The 17,608-nt window shown below is 51.1% G+C and carries 15 protein-coding genes and 1 pseudogene; 8 read left to right on the plus strand and 8 right to left on the minus strand.

What is annotated here, in order from left to right:
* Positions 1-116: 116 nt before the first annotated feature.
* Positions 117-620: a molybdopterin-guanine dinucleotide biosynthesis protein MobB gene (gene mobB, locus FDW88_RS14625; protein WP_137362834.1), complete on the minus strand. Its 504-nt coding sequence runs from the start codon at positions 618-620 to the stop codon at positions 117-119.
* Complete coding sequence (gene mobA / locus FDW88_RS14630; protein ID WP_135912788.1) at positions 617-1,201, minus strand: molybdenum cofactor guanylyltransferase MobA; 585 nt, start codon at positions 1,199-1,201, stop codon at positions 617-619. Before mobA ends, mobB begins: the two co-directional genes overlap by 4 nt.
* Before the next feature lie 69 nt (positions 1,202-1,270).
* Here mobA and FDW88_RS14635 point away from each other — a divergent pair, with 69 nt between their 5' ends.
* From FDW88_RS14635 to dsbA, 3 genes are all read left to right on the plus strand, one after another.
* On the plus strand, positions 1,271-1,540 hold the full coding sequence (locus FDW88_RS14635; RefSeq protein WP_042325406.1) for a YihD family protein: 270 nt from the start codon (positions 1,271-1,273) through the stop codon (positions 1,538-1,540).
* A 76-nt stretch (positions 1,541-1,616) separates the two neighbouring features.
* On the plus strand, positions 1,617-2,603 hold the full coding sequence (locus FDW88_RS14640; protein ID WP_135912787.1) for a serine/threonine protein kinase: 987 nt from the start codon (positions 1,617-1,619) through the stop codon (positions 2,601-2,603).
* A 16-nt stretch (positions 2,604-2,619) separates the two neighbouring features.
* Complete coding sequence (dsbA, locus tag FDW88_RS14645; protein ID WP_096758891.1) at positions 2,620-3,243, plus strand: thiol:disulfide interchange protein DsbA; 624 nt, start codon at positions 2,620-2,622, stop codon at positions 3,241-3,243.
* 13 nt (positions 3,244-3,256) lie between these two features.
* Here dsbA and FDW88_RS14650 read toward each other — a convergent pair whose 3' ends face one another.
* Complete coding sequence (locus tag FDW88_RS14650; protein ID WP_137362835.1) at positions 3,257-4,180, minus strand: acyltransferase; 924 nt, start codon at positions 4,178-4,180, stop codon at positions 3,257-3,259.
* A 363-nt stretch (positions 4,181-4,543) separates the two neighbouring features.
* On the opposite strand from FDW88_RS14650, the gene polA reads away from it, so the two are divergent.
* Positions 4,544-7,330: a DNA polymerase I gene (polA, locus tag FDW88_RS14655; protein WP_137362836.1), complete on the plus strand. Its 2,787-nt coding sequence runs from the start codon at positions 4,544-4,546 to the stop codon at positions 7,328-7,330.
* Positions 7,331-7,663: 333 nt separating this feature from the next.
* Here polA and yihA read toward each other — a convergent pair whose 3' ends face one another.
* Positions 7,664-8,296 carry a ribosome biogenesis GTP-binding protein YihA/YsxC gene (gene yihA, locus FDW88_RS14660; protein WP_096759489.1) on the minus strand — a complete coding sequence of 211 codons (633 nt, stop codon included), beginning with the start codon at positions 8,294-8,296 and terminating at the stop codon, positions 7,664-7,666.
* Positions 8,297-8,523: 227 nt separating this feature from the next.
* On the opposite strand from yihA, the pseudogene FDW88_RS14665 reads away from it, so the two are divergent.
* From FDW88_RS14665 to hemN, 3 genes and pseudogenes are all read left to right on the plus strand, one after another.
* A pseudogene (locus FDW88_RS14665) lies at positions 8,524-8,748 on the plus strand (hypothetical protein).
* A 110-nt stretch (positions 8,749-8,858) separates the two neighbouring features.
* Complete coding sequence (gene yihI, locus FDW88_RS14670) at positions 8,859-9,374, plus strand: Der GTPase-activating protein YihI (RefSeq protein ID WP_096758888.1); 516 nt, start codon at positions 8,859-8,861, stop codon at positions 9,372-9,374.
* 188 nt (positions 9,375-9,562) lie between these two features.
* Entirely contained in the window at positions 9,563-10,936 is a 1,374-nt protein-coding gene (gene hemN, locus FDW88_RS14675; protein WP_137362837.1) for an oxygen-independent coproporphyrinogen III oxidase, read from the plus strand.
* An 87-nt stretch (positions 10,937-11,023) separates the two neighbouring features.
* Here hemN and FDW88_RS14680 read toward each other — a convergent pair whose 3' ends face one another.
* From FDW88_RS14680 to glnA, 4 genes are all read right to left on the minus strand, one after another.
* Positions 11,024-11,134: a YshB family small membrane protein gene (locus FDW88_RS14680; RefSeq protein ID WP_096758886.1), complete on the minus strand. Its 111-nt coding sequence runs from the start codon at positions 11,132-11,134 to the stop codon at positions 11,024-11,026.
* Between the two features lie 111 nt (positions 11,135-11,245).
* Positions 11,246-12,655, minus strand: coding sequence for a nitrogen regulation protein NR(I) (gene glnG / locus FDW88_RS14685; protein WP_115260010.1), 1,410 nt, complete (start codon positions 12,653-12,655; stop codon positions 11,246-11,248).
* An 11-nt stretch (positions 12,656-12,666) separates the two neighbouring features.
* On the minus strand, positions 12,667-13,716 hold the full coding sequence (gene glnL, locus FDW88_RS14690; protein WP_115259821.1) for a nitrogen regulation protein NR(II): 1,050 nt from the start codon (positions 13,714-13,716) through the stop codon (positions 12,667-12,669).
* A gap of 194 nt (positions 13,717-13,910) precedes the next feature.
* Positions 13,911-15,320 carry a glutamate--ammonia ligase gene (glnA, locus tag FDW88_RS14695; protein ID WP_096758883.1) on the minus strand — a complete coding sequence of 470 codons (1,410 nt, stop codon included), beginning with the start codon at positions 15,318-15,320 and terminating at the stop codon, positions 13,911-13,913.
* Positions 15,321-15,699: 379 nt separating this feature from the next.
* Here glnA and typA point away from each other — a divergent pair, with 379 nt between their 5' ends.
* On the plus strand, positions 15,700-17,523 hold the full coding sequence (gene typA, locus FDW88_RS14700) for a ribosome-dependent GTPase TypA (protein ID WP_115259820.1): 1,824 nt from the start codon (positions 15,700-15,702) through the stop codon (positions 17,521-17,523).
* Positions 17,524-17,608: the final 85 nt, after the last annotated feature.

Consider the following 17,608-nt stretch of genomic DNA (forward strand, 5'->3'; position numbering starts at 1 on the left):
TCCTGACGGATGGGCTTTTTTGCGTCTGTGTTTTTGGGAAGTGCTTGCTCGCTGCCGGAATGGTAGGCCTGATAAGCGCAAAGTCATCAGGCACAATTTTGCAGATTACCGGTTGGTTAACGTCCCAGCCACTGTGCAACAAACCCTGCAATTTGTTGTACGTCGTTGATATCTAAAAGTGCGACATCCACTTCAAGTGGAACATCACTGGCAACCGCAACAACATACTCATCAATCGTCAATTCTTGTGCACTATGCCCGCAATTTTCACGAAAAAGCAGGATCTTGGCGACAGGTTCGTGTTTAAAACCCTCAACCAGTACCAAATCCAGTGTTGTAGCATCCATTCGGCTCACCAGATAGGCTAAATCTAACTCAGGTTCTGCCGGTGTTTCCGTCATTAACGCCCAGCGTTGTTGGCTGGCAACCAGTGTTTGCGCTGCGCCAGCTTTACGTAACTCATAGCTATCCTTGCCGGGTTTATCGACGTCCATGTTGTGGTGGGTATGCTTAATTAATCCTGGACGAATGCCTTTGGCGCACAGTTCCGGGATCAGTTTTTTGAGCAGTGTGGTTTTTCCTGTGCCGCTCCATGCGGCAATACCGAGCAATGGGATCATGATTTATCCTGCCATCTGGCCAATTCTTCAGGTGTGTTCACATTCACAAACGCATCTTTATGATCGCTAAAATCGATGGCGTGTCCGCCGGCCTGGCGCATAAAGACCATCACCCGTCGTTCACCTGCCTGAAGATACTCCTGCAGTAACGGCTGCATTGCTCTGTGCATCAGCGCAATTGTCGGGTGATCCCGCTCCCCATCATGCACCCACACCACTGGCGCATTTTGGCGCTGTTCTGCCAGTCTTGCGACCAGGTTGTGGGGAATATAGGGCATATCGCAGGGGCAGAATAAAAACCAGTCACCTGCCAGTTGTAAAAATACCGACAGCATTCCGGCCAGCGGGCCAGGGAAATCAGGTAATGAATCAGGGATAACTTTCAGACCACTTTGCTGATAAATATCCTGATGGCGATTGGCATTAACCACGACGGTCTCGACCTGTAAGGCGAGCGCATCGGCGACGTGCCGCCACAAAGGTTTGCCGTCTAGCTCAAGCAGTCCTTTATCTGCACCCCCCATCCGCCTGGCCTTACCGCCCGCCAGGACAACCCCTGTAATTGCACTATCCAGAATCACTGATATCGCCTCTTTTAATGTGGGATTGACCCTGCTAACGTATCTGTATTAAGCGTAAGGAGCACAACCATGAAATGTAAACGTCTGAATGAAGTTATTGAACTCCTCCAGCCAGCCTGGCAGAAAGAACCCGATCTTAACTTGATGCAATTTTTACAGAAACTGGCGAAAGAGTCAGGTTTTGACGGAGAACTGGCGGATTTAACTGATGACATTCTGATCTATCACCTGAAAATGCGTGACTCAGCGAAGGATGCGGTGATCCCAGGTATTCAGAAAGATTATGAAGAAGACTTTAAAACCGCATTGCTGCGCGCTCGTGGCGTAATTAAAGAGTAAAAGCTTGTAATCGCCGCCACCGAAAGTGCTGCGAAATGATATCCTGAATCATTCGTAGTAATTTCCGGATGATGGGATGAATAACAACGCTTTTACTTTCCAAACGCTACACCCGGATACCATCATGGATGCGCTGTTTGAGCAGGGGATCCGGGTGGATTCCGGGCTTACCCCGCTCAACAGCTATGAAAACCGTGTCTACCAATTCCAGGACGAAGACCGTCGACGCTTTGTCGTAAAGTTTTACCGCCCTGAGCGTTGGTCCGTCGATCAAATACAGGAAGAACATCAGTTTGCACTGGAACTGGTGCGTGATGACGTGCCGGTTGCGGCACCGATGGTGTTTGATGGTCAGACGTTACTGGGGCATCAAGGGTTCCACTATGCGATATTCCCCAGCGTAGGAGGTCGGCAGTTTGAAGCCGACAATATCGATCAAATGGAGTCGGTTGGCCGCTATCTCGGGCGTCTGCATCAAACCGGGCGAAAACAGCCCTTTGCTTTTCGACCGACCATTGGCCTCGACGAGTATCTGATTGAACCGCGTAAACTTTTCGACAGTGCACCGATTATTCCATCAGGACAAAAAGCGGCATTTCTGAAAGCAACGGATGCGCTTATCACCGTGGTTACCGAACGGTGGCATACGCGTTTTGACACTCTGCGTCTGCACGGTGACTGTCATGCCGGAAATATTCTGTGGCGCGATGGTCCGATGTTTGTCGATTTAGATGATGCCCGCAATGGCCCGGCCATTCAGGATTTATGGATGCTGCTTAATGGTGATAAAGCCGAGCAGCGCATGCAGCTTGAAACCATTATCGAAGCTTATGAAGAGTTTACTGAGTTCGACGTCGCTGAATTAGGACTCATAGAACCTTTACGCGCCATGCGTTTAGTTTATTATCTAGCCTGGCTGATTCGACGTTGGGATGATCCTGCGTTTCCAAAAAACTTCCCGTGGTTAACCGGAGAAGATTACTGGCACCGTCAGACGGCGACCTTTATTGAGCAGGCAAAAATTCTGCAACAACCCCCCTTACAATTAACGCCAATGTATTAATCGGAGAGACATGGACATGAAAAAAATATGGCTGGCGCTGGCTGGTATGGTTTTAGCTTTTAGCGCATCGGCAGCGCAGTTCCAGGATGGTAAGCAGTACATCACACTGGAAAAGCCTATTGCGGGTGAACCGCAGGTGTTGGAGTTCTTCTCCTTCTACTGCCCGCATTGCTACCAGTTTGAAGAAGTGCTTCACGTGTCTGATAACGTGAAGAAAAAACTGCCTGAAGGCACCAAGATGACCAAATACCACGTTGAGTTTTTGGGACCTCTGGGCAAAGATCTGACTCAGGCGTGGGCGGTTGCGCTGGCGCTGGGCGTAGAAGATAAGGTCACAGTACCGTTGTTTGAAGCGGTGCAGAAAACTCAGACCGTCCAGTCTACCGCTGATATCCGTAAAGTATTTGTTGATGCGGGTATTAAAGGTGAAGACTATGATGCGGCATGGAACAGCTTCGTGGTGAAATCACTGGTCGCTCAGCAGGAAAAAGCGGCTGCCGATCTGCAACTGCAGGGGGTTCCGGCGATGTTTGTGAATGGCAAATATCAGGTGAATCCGCAAGGCATGGATACCAGCAGCATGGATATCTTTGTACAGCAGTATGCCGATACCGTGAAATATCTGGTAGGCCAGAAGTAAACGAAAAAGCCGGTCAGAGACCGGAGGCTTTAATCGCATCTATTTGCGCATCTTTCTCGGCCCAGAGCGTATTCAGCCACAGCTGGAACCGACGCTTAAACCCTTTATCGTTGACGTAATCACCGTGTAATTCCTCTTTCACCGGCTCCAGATTCACCCGTACTACAATGCGCGTTAACTTACCGCTCAGCATGTCGTAGAAAGGATGGCTGCTGTTTTGCGGATAACACAGCGTGACGTTCAGCAACTTATCGAATTGCGATCCTAAGACATTCAGCGCCATCGCAATACCGGCAGCCTTAGGTGGCAGCAGGTTTTTATAGGGAGATCGGGTCTGCTGGCATTTCTCGTGGGTGAACCGTGAGCCTTCGACAAAATTCACGATCGTTGTTGGATGCACACGAAACTTCTCACAAGAAAGACGTGTTGTTTCCACATCTTTACCACGTCGTTCAGGGTGACGGAGCAAATAACCGCGCGAATAGCGTTTCATAAATGGCATATCCAGCGCCCAACATGCCAGACCAATAAAAGGCACCCAAGCTAACTGCTGCTTAAGAAAGTATTTATTCATCGGGATATGCTTACGAAACAAAACGCAAAGCACAACGATGTCGGCCCAGCTGTAGTGATTACAGATGAGCAGATACCAATTTTTCTTGCTCAGACCTTCCAGCCCCTCAACATCCCACTCCAGTCGTGGATTAAGGTGTAGCAATAGCGCCAGACCTTCACACCAGCAGTACATCATGAAATTACAAAAGAGGGATACCTTGCGCCAGACGAAAGGAATAGGCAAAAGCAGTTTTACAACTCCGGCCAGGATGATTGGCACGGAACATAAAATCGTGACCAATATGGTCAATGCGATACTCAGCAGCAGCGTTATCGCGGCGAGTATTCTCGCCATAATTAAATTATTCAAAAGGTTAGCCATAAATAGTGCGCTAAAAGGGCGCAAGGGGCTAATTTTATCAGAAAACGAACCAAATGATGGATCTTCGCTGAATAGAAAAAAAGGGAATATCTATCCACATCCAGCTATAAGCTGAAAAGATGATATAAAATTCTGCGTCATGAAATAACATAATGAAAAATATGCAGAATTATTATGATTCATAAATTATCTTGCTGTATTTAAAGGGCTGAAAATTATTTATTCACAAACTTATCCACAGCTCACATTGCGAACAACGCAGAAGATCTGCAAAAGTTTTTCGACAAATGCGGCGAAAAACTCATGTTTTCATCCTGTCTGTGGCATCCTTTACCCATAATCTGATAAACAGGCATGGACATTATGGTTCAGATCCCAGAAAACCCACTTATCCTTGTAGATGGCTCATCTTACCTGTATCGCGCATACCATGCGTTCCCACCGCTGACCAACAGCGCAGGAGAGCCTACGGGCGCGATGTACGGTGTCCTCAACATGCTGCGTAGCTTGATTTTGCAATATAAGCCGACGCATGCGGCGGTGGTATTCGACGCCAAGGGTAAAACCTTCCGTGATGAATTATTCGAGCACTACAAATCGCATCGTCCGCCGATGCCAGACGATCTACGCGCGCAGATTGAACCGCTGCACGCGATGGTAAAAGCCATGGGGTTACCCCTGCTGGCTGTTTCAGGCGTAGAAGCGGACGACGTTATCGGTACGCTGGCGCGTGAAGCAGAGCAAATTGGCCGTCCGGTGCTGATCAGTACCGGTGATAAAGACATGGCTCAGCTGGTGACGCCGAATATCACCCTCATCAACACCATGACCAATACGATCCTCGGCCCGGATGAGGTGGTAAATAAGTATGGCGTGCCGCCGGAACTGATTATCGACTTCCTGGCGCTGATGGGCGACTCTTCTGATAACATTCCTGGCGTGCCGGGCGTGGGTGAAAAGACGGCTCAGGCGTTACTCCAGGGGCTGGGCGGGCTGGATACGCTCTATGCTGAATCAGAAAAAATAGCGGGCCTGACGTTCCGTGGCGCAAAAACCATGGCTGGCAAGCTCGAGCAGAATAAAGAGGTGGCTTACCTCTCTTATAAGCTGGCAACCATCAAAACGGATGTCGAGCTGGAATTAACCTGCGAGCAGCTGGAAGTACGACAACCTGCAGCGGACGAGCTGTTAAATCTGTTCAAACAATATGAGTTCAAACGTTGGGTCACCGACGTTGAAGCCGGGAAATGGCTGCAGGCAAAAGGCACAAAACCTGCGGCAAAACCACAGGAAACCATCGTTATTGATGAAACGCCTGAGGAGCCCGCCACGGTTCTCTCATACGATAACTATGTGACGATTCTGGACGAGACGACGCTGGAAGCGTGGATTGCGAAGCTGAAAAAAACGCCGGTCTTTGCTTTTGATACCGAAACCGACAGCCTGGACAATATCTCCGCGAATCTGGTGGGACTCTCTTTCGCTATTGAACCGGGTGTGGCGGCGTATGTTCCTGTCGCGCATGACTACCTGGATGCCCCTGACCAAATTTCCCGTGATCGGGCACTGACGCTGCTGAAGCCGCTACTGGAAGACGAAAAAGCGCATAAAGTTGGGCAAAACCTGAAGTATGACCGTGGCGTCCTGGCGAACTACGGTATCGAACTGCGCGGTATCGTCTTTGATACCATGCTCGAATCCTACATTCTTAACAGCGTTGCCGGGCGACACGATATGGACAGCCTGTCTGACCGCTGGCTGAAACATAAAACGATCACCTTCGAAGAGATCGCCGGGAAAGGTAAAAACCAACTGACCTTTAACCAGATTGCGCTGGAAGAAGCTGGTCGTTATGCCGCAGAGGACGCCGACGTCACGCTACAGCTGCATCTGAAAATGTGGCCAGAGCTGCAAAAACATAAAGGACCGCTAAACGTCTTCGAGAATATCGATATGCCGTTGGTCCCGGTCCTGTCCCGCATCGAGCGCAACGGTGTAAAAATCGACCCTGCCGTGTTGCACAAGCATTCAGCAGAGCTGACGCTGCGTTTGAACGAGCTGGAGCAAAAAGCGCACGAGATTGCCGGGGAAGCCTTTAACCTCTCTTCCACTAAACAGCTGCAAACCATTCTGTTTGAAAAGCAGGGCATCAAGCCGCTGAAGAAAACGCCGGGCGGCGCGCCGTCAACGTCAGAAGAGGTGCTGGAAGAGTTAGCGCTGGATTATCCGCTGCCGAAGGTGATTCTGGAATATCGTGGGCTGGCAAAATTGAAGTCTACTTATACAGATAAACTTCCGCTGATGATCAACCCTAAAACTGGCCGTGTGCATACCTCTTATCATCAGGCCGTTACGGCGACCGGGCGTTTGTCTTCTACCGATCCTAACCTGCAAAATATTCCGGTGCGTAATGAGGAAGGACGCCGTATTCGCCAGGCATTTATTGCACCAGAAGATTATGTCATTGTCTCGGCGGACTACTCGCAGATTGAGCTACGCATTATGGCGCACCTCTCGCGTGATAAGGGGCTGCTTACCGCCTTTGCCGAAGGAAAGGACATTCACCGCGCCACGGCTGCAGAGGTCTTTGGCTTACCTCTTGATTCCGTGACCAGTGAACAGCGCCGCAGCGCGAAGGCCATCAACTTTGGTCTGATCTACGGCATGAGTGCCTTCGGTCTTGCACGCCAGCTCAATATTCCACGCAAAGAAGCGCAGAAGTACATGGATCTCTATTTCGAACGCTACCCGGGCGTACTGGAATATATGGAACGCACGCGTGCGCAGGCAAAAGAGCAAGGGTACGTTGAAACGCTGGAAGGACGTCGCCTCTATTTACCGGATATCAAATCCAGTAATGGTGCGCGTCGTGCAGGTGCGGAACGTGCGGCGATTAACGCCCCGATGCAAGGCACCGCTGCGGACATTATTAAGCGCGCTATGATTGCCGTAGACGGCTGGCTGCAAACCGAACAGCCTCGCGTACGTATGATCATGCAGGTACATGATGAACTGGTGTTTGAAGTGCACAAAGATGATCTCGATAGCGTCTCGAAAAAAATCCATCAGCTGATGGAGAACGGAACGCGAATTGATGTGCCGTTGCTGGTGGAAGTCGGAAGCGGTGAAAACTGGGATCAAGCGCACTAAGGGTTTGCTGAATAACACGCTCTTTTCGTAACTAAGCAACATAAGTTAGCGCTTTTTGTGATGACCATTAAAATTTCCTATGCCGGGAGTGAAAAAAAATTACAAAAAGTGCTTTCTGCGCTGCTCAAAAAAGAGTAAAGTTATTCTCGTAGGGTACAGAGGTAAGATGTTCTATCTTTCAGACCTTTTACTTCACGTAATCGGATTTGGCTGAATATTTTAGCCGCCCCAGTCAGTAATGACTGGGGCGTTTTTTATTGTGCGAAAGAAAGGTTTCGCACATGCTGTAGGCCGGATAAGACGCGCAGCGGCGCCATCCGGCATATCGGTAGGTTATTCCCCGTCCTGCATCTCTTCAATAGGCGCCAGTTCGCTAAACCAGGTATCCAGTTTCTGACGCAGTTTATCCACACCCAGCTTTTTCAGCGATGAGAATGCTTCTACCTGTACATCGCCATTAAACGCTAGCACTGCTTCACGCACCATATTCAACTGTGCTTTGCGTGCGCCGCTGGCCAGTTTGTCCGCTTTGGTCAGTAATACCAGCACCTGGACGTTGCTCTCTACGGCCCACAAAATCATCTGCTGATCGAGATCTTTCAGTGGATGGCGAATATCCATCAGTACGACCAAGCCTTGCAGGCTTTGACGTTTCTCCAGATATTCTGCCAGCGCGCGCTGCCATTTGCGCTTCATCTCTTCCGGAACTTCTGCATACCCGTACCCCGGCAAGTCAACCAGACGTTTACCGTCAACCACTTCAAACAAGTTGATGAGCTGAGTACGGCCCGGCGTTTTAGATGTACGTGCCAGACCCTTTTGATTTGTCAGGGTATTTAGTGCGCTGGATTTGCCTGCGTTGGAACGGCCAGCAAAAGCCACTTCAATTCCTGTATCGGAAGGTAAATGGCGAATATCAGGCGCACTCATCACAAAATGCGTCTGTTGATAATTCAAGTTAGTCAACGTGGTCGTCTCCATCAATCAAGGCTTTGCAGCGATTATACCTGAACACCAGCAAAAGGCGGATTTTTCGACGCGCGGGTTATGTAAGTTAAAAGCGCGGGCTTTGTGAGACATTGCCGATAGTATTTATGCGAGATGAGAGAGTGTATAACAATATAAATTAAATAAATCATATAATTACCATTAAGAAATATTCTGAAAAGCTGAAACTGTTAAGTCGGTTACTTGTGCGTGTTACCCAAAAGAGTAAAGTAGCGTCCATAGCAAGGGAGCTAACAGGATAAACGACTCAGGATGAGGGTCAGGAGCGCCAGGAGGCGAAGACGCAGGATTGTCAGGAAGACAAACGTCCGGAGACGTTAGTAAAAGGAAATGGAAACAACACGGAATGTTTCTGGCTAAGGGAAAAACAGGGTGTGTTGATAGCCGACAGGGATTGTAGGGCCCGTTAAGGGTTGAGAGTCAGGAAAAAAGGCGACAGATTACTCTGTCGCCTTTTTTCTTTATTTCTGCTAGATTCCGGCGCAATTATATACTGAATAAAAACAGCCAAAGACGAATCATGATGAAAACAACTTCTACACCTCGCGGGAAAGGTCCTGCAAAGGCGCGTCGTAAGACACGCGAAGAAATTAACCTGGAAGCTCGCGACCGTAAGCGTCAGAAAAAACACCGTGGTCTTGCGGCGGGCAGCCGTGCGACTGGCAGCGACGGTGCATCAGGTGGCGGAAACCAAAACAAACACAAAGATCCTCGTATTGGCAGTAAAACTCCCATTGCATTGGGTGTGACTGAAAAAGTCACCAAACAGCACAAACCGAAGAGTGAGAAACCTATGCTTTCACCACAGGCTGAGTTGGATTTACTGGAAACGGATGAGCGCCTGGATGCGCTGCTGGAACGTCTTGAAGCGGGAGAGATCCTGAGTGCTGAAGATCAGTCCTGGGTGGATGCCAAGCTGGATCGCATCGATGAGCTGATGCAGAAACTGGGGCTCTCTTACGATGATGACGAAGAAATTGACGAAGAAGAAGAAAAGCAGGAAGACATGATGCGCCTGCTGAAGGGCGGTAACTAACGGTTTTGTACCGTGGGTCTTCCCGTCCTGCTTATAACCCTTCCGGTTATATGTTATCTGGTGTGGTTATTCGTTAAACTACAGCGATTGTCGCGGCGCCAAAAGTGGCTGCGCAACCGGCTTATCACTCGCAGTGGGGGTAAGCCGGTACGCCGTACCCGCCAGAAACGCCATCGGAAGGAGTGAGCATGTCTGAGCAGCTAATCGACTGGGACCTGGCCCTGATCCAGAAATATAACTATTCCGGGCCACGATACACCTCGTATCCGACCGCGCTGGAGTTTTCTGCAGACTACGGTGCTGAAGCATTTCTGCAAGCCGTAGCGCGTTACCCTGAACGTCCACTCTCTTTGTACGTCCATATCCCGTTCTGCCATAAATTGTGCTATTTCTGCGGCTGCAACAAAATTGTGACCCGCCAGCAGCATAAGGCCGATCAATATCTGGACGTTTTAGAACAAGAGATTATTCATCGCGCGCCGCTGTTTGCTGGCCGTCATGTTAGCCAGTTGCATTGGGGCGGCGGTACGCCAACCTATCTGAATAAAGCGCAGATTAGCCGCTTAATGACGCTGCTGCGTGATAACTTCGATTTTAACGCGGATGCAGAAATCTCGATCGAAGTTGATCCGCGTGAAATCGAACTCGATGTGCTCGATCATTTACGTGCTGAAGGCTTTAACCGCCTGAGCATGGGGGTGCAGGACTTCAATAAAGAAGTTCAGCGCCTGGTAAACCGTGAGCAGGACGAGGAGTTTATCTTTGCACTGATTAATCGTGCGCGTGAGATTGGCTTTACCTCGACCAACATTGACCTCATCTATGGTCTGCCAAAACAGACGCCGGAAAGCTTTGCCTTTACCCTGAAGCGGGTGGCTGAGCTCAATCCCGACCGCCTGAGTGTCTTTAACTATGCGCACCTGCCAACGTTGTTTGCCGCGCAGCGTAAAATCAAAGATGCTGACCTGCCCAGCCCACAACAGAAGCTGGATATTTTGCAGGAGACCATCTCCTCGCTGACCGAAACAGGTTATCAGTTCATTGGAATGGATCACTTTGCCCGCCCGGATGACGAGCTGGCGATTGCCCAGCGCGAGGGTGTTCTGCACCGTAATTTCCAGGGTTATACCACCCAGGGCGATACCGACCTGCTGGGCATGGGCGTTTCCGCCATCAGTATGATTGGCGACAACTACGCGCAGAACCAAAAAGAGCTGAAGCACTATTATCAGCAGGTGGATGAGCAGGGAAATGCGCTGTGGCGCGGTATTGCACTGACCCAAGATGACTGTATTCGCCGGGATGTGATTAAACTACTGATCTGCAACTTCCGCCTCGACTACGCCGTCGTAGAACAGCAATGGGATCTGAACTTTGCTGACTATTTTGCTGAAGACCTGAAGCTGTTGGCTCCGCTGGCGAAAGATGGGCTGGTGGATGTGAATGAGAAGGGGATTCAGGTGACGCCAAAAGGTCGTCTGCTGATCCGCAATATTTGCATGTGCTTTGATACGTACCTGCGCCAGAAAGCACGGATGCAGCAGTTCTCGCGGGTCATCTAATGACGTTGCCCGGTGGCACTTCGCTTACCGGGCCTACGACATCTCAATATGTAGGTCGGGTAAGCGAAGCGCCACCCGACAAACCCGCTAGCTAAACAGCCCAACCAGCGCTGCACACAGCACCGCGGCAACCGCAGTTTGCGGCGTATGGCTTTCAACCGAGCCGCTCGACAGCAGATTAATAATTGATTCCAGCATGATGGCTTCCCCCGTTTTCCGGGCACGATCATACTTAACTCATCGGAACAGTAAAGCGCAAAATAGCAGCGCTTTGCGCTCAATTATCAATCTTTACACAGCGAAAATCCCTTACTCCATGCCAAGCTCTTTTAACTTACGCGTCAGGGTATTACGCCCCCATCCGAGTAAGCGCGCCGCTTCCTGTTTATGGCCCTGAGTATGGCGCAGCGCGGTGGTTAACAGCGTGCGTTCCATTTCAGGCTGCGCTTCAGAGAGTAAGTTTTGATGACCGGAACGTAGCGCCCGGTCAGCCCATTGTGCCAGCAGTGTTGCCCAGCTGTCAGGCTGCATATGTGAGGGCGCGTCCGGAACGCTTGCTTCAAATAGCTCAGCCGGCAGGTCCTGAATCAGCACTTCCTGCCCGGCGGCCATCACGGTTAACCAGCGGCAAGTGTTCTCTAGTTGACGAACGTTACCCGGCCAGGCCAGACGCGTCAGTGCGGCCTCGGTTTCAGGGTGTAACTGCTTGGCTTCCACACCCAGCTCGTGAGCGGCTTCCTGCAGGAAATGACGCGCCAGGCGAGGGATGTCTTCCCGTCGCTCGCGCAGCGGTGGTAAATGAACGCGAATGACGTTCAGTCGGTGGAACAAGTCCTCGCGGAACTTGCCTTCCTGTACCCGCAGTTCCAGATTCTGGTGCGTAGCCGCGATAATGCGCACGTCCACCTTCACCGGCGCATAGCCGCCGACGCGGTAAAACTGTCCGTCGGCCAATACACGCAGCAATCGCGTTTGCACGTCCAGCGGCATATCGCCAATCTCATCGAGAAACAGCGTGCCGCCATCCGCCTGCTCGAAGCGTCCCTGACGAATGGTATTGGCGCCGGTAAAGGCGCCTTTTTCGTGGCCAAACAGTTCAGATTCGATTAAATCCTTCGGAATTGCCGCCATGTTAAGGGCGATAAATGGCGATTTGGCACGCGGGCTGTGACGGTGGAGAGCATGAGCGACCAACTCTTTACCGGTCCCGGACTCACCGTTGATCAAGACGCTAATTGAAGAGCGGGAAAGCCGGCCAATTATGCGAAAGACATCCTGCATCGCTGGGGCTTCACCAATGATATCGGTGGTGGGGCCGTTGATCTGAACATTACGCGGCTGCTGCTGTTCCTGATAATGGCTTATGGCGCGTTCGACCAGCGCCACAGCTTCGTCAATATCAAACGGCTTGGGCAGGTAATCGAACGCCCCTTGCTGGTAGGCGCTGACGGCGGCGTCCAGATCAGAGTGCGCGGTCATGATGATGACCGGAAGCATCGGATGACGCTGTTTAATTTGTTTTAACAGCGTCAGGCCGTCCATCCCCGGCATGCGGATATCCGACAACAGCACGTCCGGCGTTTTACTGGCGAGCGCGTCCAGTACCTCTTTACCGCTTTCAAATGTGGTGCAGTTGAGTCCTGCCCCTGCGAGCGCACGTTCAAGCACCCAACGGATGGAACTATCGTCATCAACGACCCAGACTATTCCTCGTTGCATAAACGTCACCTCTATTTCCTGATAGGCAGGTAAACCGAGAACTCGGTATGACCCGGCCAACTGGTAAATTCAATTTTGCCGGAATGTTGATCAATCAAATTACGGGCGATAGATAATCCCAGCCCGGTTCCCCCCTCGCGACCGCTGACCATTGGATAGAACAGCGTATCCTGTAAATGTGGAGGAATACCCGGACCGTTGTCCTCAACGTCAATACGCGCCGCCAGGCGGTAACGCATGCCGTGCAATGTGAGCTGAAACGCGGTGCGGGTACGCAGAATAATCTCGCCACCTTCCGGTCCCAGCGCTTGTAACGCATTACGCACGATATTCAGCAGAACCTGTTCTATCTGGTCAGGATCGTGCAGTATTTCTGGCAGACTCGGGTCGTAATCGCGGATCAACGTGACGTTCTCCGGGAGTTCCATCGACACCAGTGCCACAACGCGTTCTGCCACCTTGTGAATACTTTCCGTGATGTGCATACCGGGTTGCTGCGGCCCCAGCAGGCGGTCGACCAGGTTACGCAGGCGGTCTGCCTGCTCAATAATGACTTGGGTATATTCCTTGAGGGCTGGATCCGGTAGCGCTTTACTGAGCAGTTGTGCTGCACCGCGTAATCCACCCAACGGGTTTTTAATTTCATGCGCCAGACCACGTACCAGATCGCGGGCGGCTATTTGCTGGGCATGCTGGAGCTGCTCCTGACTCAGACGGCGCTGGTTATCCATGGGCGCCATCTCCAGCAGAATAAGGCCATCAGGCAGCCTCTGGGCGGTCACAGAGAGGATATGCGAGTGGCTATCTATCACCAGCGTCACTTCGTTGTCCGTAAAGCCCTGACCCGCTTCCAGGCTCTCTCGCATCAGCCCGATGTTTAATGAGAAATAACTCAGCAGTTCAGAAAGCGGCGTGCCAAACAGTTTGCGGGAACTTTGGGCAAGCAGCTGCTGTGCCGCGGGGTTGGCGTAATGCACCGCCAGCTCATCGTCGACAAGTAAAATGCTGTTAATTAACGAATTGAGGATCTGCCCAGCATCGGGCAGCGTGCCGGTTGCCATTCAGCAGTCTCCTGAAAAAGGTTGCACCAATTTAGTGCATTATAGCTTTCACGTAGAAAAAGCGCGAAGGATCAGTTCGTTGGCGGAGAAAAAAGCCCATCGTGTGATGGGCTGAAAGTTTCCACGGCAACTCAATTCCAGGTTATCGCGCCAGCGCGTGACGCGACCTTATCTGGAAAGTACAACTCAAACGATTAAACGCTGTAGTACAACTCAAACTCTACCGGGTGCGGGGTCATGCGCACGCGGTCATCTTCTTCGCGACGCAGCGTAATGTACGCATCGATCGCTTCATTGGTGAACACGCCGCCTGCAGTCAGGAACTCGCGGTCCAGATCCAGTTCGTTCAGTGCTTCTTCCAGAGAGCCTGCAACCTGTGGGATCTCTTTTGCTTCTTCTGGAGGCAGATCGTACAGGTTTTTGTCCATTGCTTCGCCCGGGTGGATCTTGTTCTTGATACCATCAAGACCAGCCATCAGCAGTGCTGCAAAGCACAGGTACGGGTTAGCCGCCGGGTCCGGGAAGCGTACTTCAATACGGCGTGCTTTCGGAGAGGCAACGACTGGGATACGGATAGAGGCAGAACGGTTACGGGCAGAGTACGCCAGCATAACCGGTGCTTCGTAACCCGGGACCAGACGCTTGTAGGAGTTGGTGGTCGGGTTCGCCAGGGCGTTGATCGCTTTAGCGTGTTTGATTACACCACCGATGTAGAACAGCGCCTGCTCGGACAGACCTGCATACTTGTCACCGGAGAACAGGTTTACGCCGTTCTTGGACAGAGACATGTGGCAGTGCATACCGGAACCGTTATCGCCGAACATCGGTTTTGGCATAAAGGTCGCCGTTTTACCGAAGCGGTGCGCGACGTTGTGAACGACGTATTTGTAGATCTGAATTTCGTCCGCTTTTTTGGTCATAGTGTTAAAGCGGGTAGCAATTTCGTTCTGGCCCGCAGTCGCCACTTCGTGGTGATGCGCTTCAACGACAAGGCCCATCTCTTCCATGACCAGACACATGGTAGAACGGATGTCCTGGGAAGAATCGACCGGAGGAACCGGGAAGTAACCGCCTTTCACGCCAGGGCGATGACCTTTGTTACCACCTTCATATTTGGTGGAGGAGTTCCATGCGCCTTCGATATCATCGATAGCGACGTGGGAACCGGAAATAGAGCTGCCGAAACGGATGTCGTCGAACAGGAAGAATTCTGGCTCTGGCCCGAACAGCACGGTGTCTGCGATGCCGGTAGCACGCAGATATTCTTCAGCGCGTTTTGCGATGGAGCGCGGGTCGCGGTCGTAACCCTGCAGTGTGCCTGGTTCCAGGATATCGCAACGGATGATCAGAGTAGACTCTTCAAAGAACGGGTCAATGAGTGCAGTAGAAGCATCTGGCATCAGAACCATGTCTGATTCGTTAATGCCTTTCCAGCCACCGATTGAGGAGCCGTCAAACATTTTGCCTTCTTCAAAGAATTCGGCATTTACCTGATGAGCAGGAATCGTGACGTGCTGTTCTTTACCTTTAGTGTCAGTGAAGCGCAAATCAACAAACTTCACTTCGTGTTCGTTCAGCATCGTCAAAACGTGTTCAGCGGACATACTTACTCTCCCGGATTGGTCATTGTCGTCGTGGTAACGAGGTCTTCAATTCTGCAAAAATTGGCCGTGTCGCCGTAAAAAATATAAAGCGAAATCTGTGCCAACTTTTAAATTGCCCCCAAAAGGCGTTATCATGCGCATCATCGTGCAAAGGGGTTGCACCATGAAGGTTGTATTGCACCATTATAGTGCCTCTTTGTGAACATTAAGCACTATAATGGTGCAATTGACATGAGATTACCCCTTTTAACGCTCCGTGAATGTGATCACAAAGAAACTCTGCAATACTTGTTTGCGGAGGATGTTTGTGATCCTGTTTTGTACTGCGATTAATCCGTGTACAATAACGCGCTATTTCTAAAATGCCTGAGGCAAAGTTGTGATCGAAAATTTGCGTAACATCGCCATCATCGCGCACGTAGACCATGGTAAAACCACCCTGGTAGACAAGCTGCTCCAACAATCCGGTACATTCGACTCTCGTGCCGAAACCCAAGAGCGCGTGATGGACTCCAACGATTTGGAGAAAGAGCGTGGGATTACCATCCTCGCTAAAAACACCGCTATCAAGTGGAATGACTACCGTATCAACATCGTTGATACCCCGGGACACGCCGACTTCGGTGGTGAAGTTGAACGTGTAATGTCCATGGTAGACTCCGTGCTGCTGGTGGTTGATGCAATGGACGGTCCGATGCCGCAGACGCGCTTCGTGACTAAAAAAGCCTTTGCTCATGGCCTGAAGCCAATTGTTGTTATCAACAAAGTTGACCGTCCTGGCGCGCGTCCTGACTGGGTTGTTGACCAGGTATTCGACCTGTTCGTTAACCTCGACGCGACCGACGAACAGCTGGACTTCCCGATCGTTTACGCTTCAGCGCTGAACGGTATCGCAGGTCTGGATCACGAAGATATGGCGGAAGACATGACCCCGCTGTATCAGACCATCGTTGACCGTGTACCGGCTCCGAACGTTGACCTTGATGGCCCGCTGCAGATGCAAATCTCTCAGCTGGACTACAACAACTACGTGGGTGTTATCGGCATCGGTCGCATCAAGCGCGGTAAAGTTAAACCGAACCAGCAGATCACTATCATTGATAGCGAAGGCAAAACTCGCAACGGTAAAGTCGGTAAAGTTCTGACCCATCTGGGTCTTGAGCGTATCGAGAGCGACGTTGCAGAAGCGGGCGACATCATCGCGATCACTGGTCTGGGCGAACTGAACATCTCCGACACCATCTGCGATCCGCAGAATGTTGAAGCGCTGCCGGCGCTGTCTGTTGATGAGCCGACCGTGACCATGTTCTTCAACGTAAACACCTCTCCGTTCTGCGGTAAAGAAGGTAAGTACGTTACTTCTCGTCAGATCCTTGACCGCCTGAAAAAAGAACTGGTACACAACGTTGCACTGCGTGTTGAAGAGACTCCGGATGCAGACGCATTCCGCGTGTCTGGTCGTGGTGAACTGCACCTGTCCGTTCTGATTGAAAACATGCGTCGTGAAGGTTTCGAGATGGCGGTTTCCCGTCCGAAAGTTATCTTCCGCGAAATCGATGGCCGTAAACAAGAGCCATTCGAAAACGTAACGCTGGACGTCGAAGAGCAGCACCAGGGTTCTGTTATGCAGGCACTGGGCGAGCGTAAAGGCGACCTGAAAAACATGAATCCAGATGGTAAAGGCCGCGTACGTCTCGACTACGTGATCCCAAGCCGTGGTCTGATCGGCTTCCGTTCAGAATTCATGACCATGACCTCCGGTACCGGTCTGCTGTACTCCACCTTCAGCCATTACGACGATGTTCGTCCGGGCGAAGTGGGCCAGCGTCAGAACGGCGTGCTGATCTCTAATGGTCAGGGTAAAGCTGTTGCGTTTGCACTGTACAGCCTGCAGGACCGCGGTAAGCTGTTCCTGGGTCACGGCGCAGAAGTTTATGAAGGCCAGATCATCGGTATTCACAGTCGTTCTAACGACCTGACTGTAAACTGCCTGACCGGTAAGAAACTGACCAACATGCGTGCTTCTGGTACTGATGAAGCCACCACCCTGGTTCCAGCTCAGAAAATGACTCTGGAACAGGCTCTGGAATTCATCGATGACGACGAACTGGTAGAAGTAACACCAACGTCTATCCGTATTCGTAAACGTCACCTGACTGAAAACGATCGTAAACGTGCGATGCGTGGTCCGAAAGAAGACTAATTAACGCACTTTAATGACAAGACCCTGCCTTAAGAGGTGGGGTTTTTTTTTGCCCGCAATCCCTGGTTCCCGGCGGGATTACGTT

Origin of the sequence: Citrobacter sp. wls829 (assembly GCF_005280825.1) — a bacterium.
Classification (GTDB): Bacteria; Pseudomonadota; Gammaproteobacteria; order Enterobacterales; family Enterobacteriaceae; genus Citrobacter; species Citrobacter gillenii.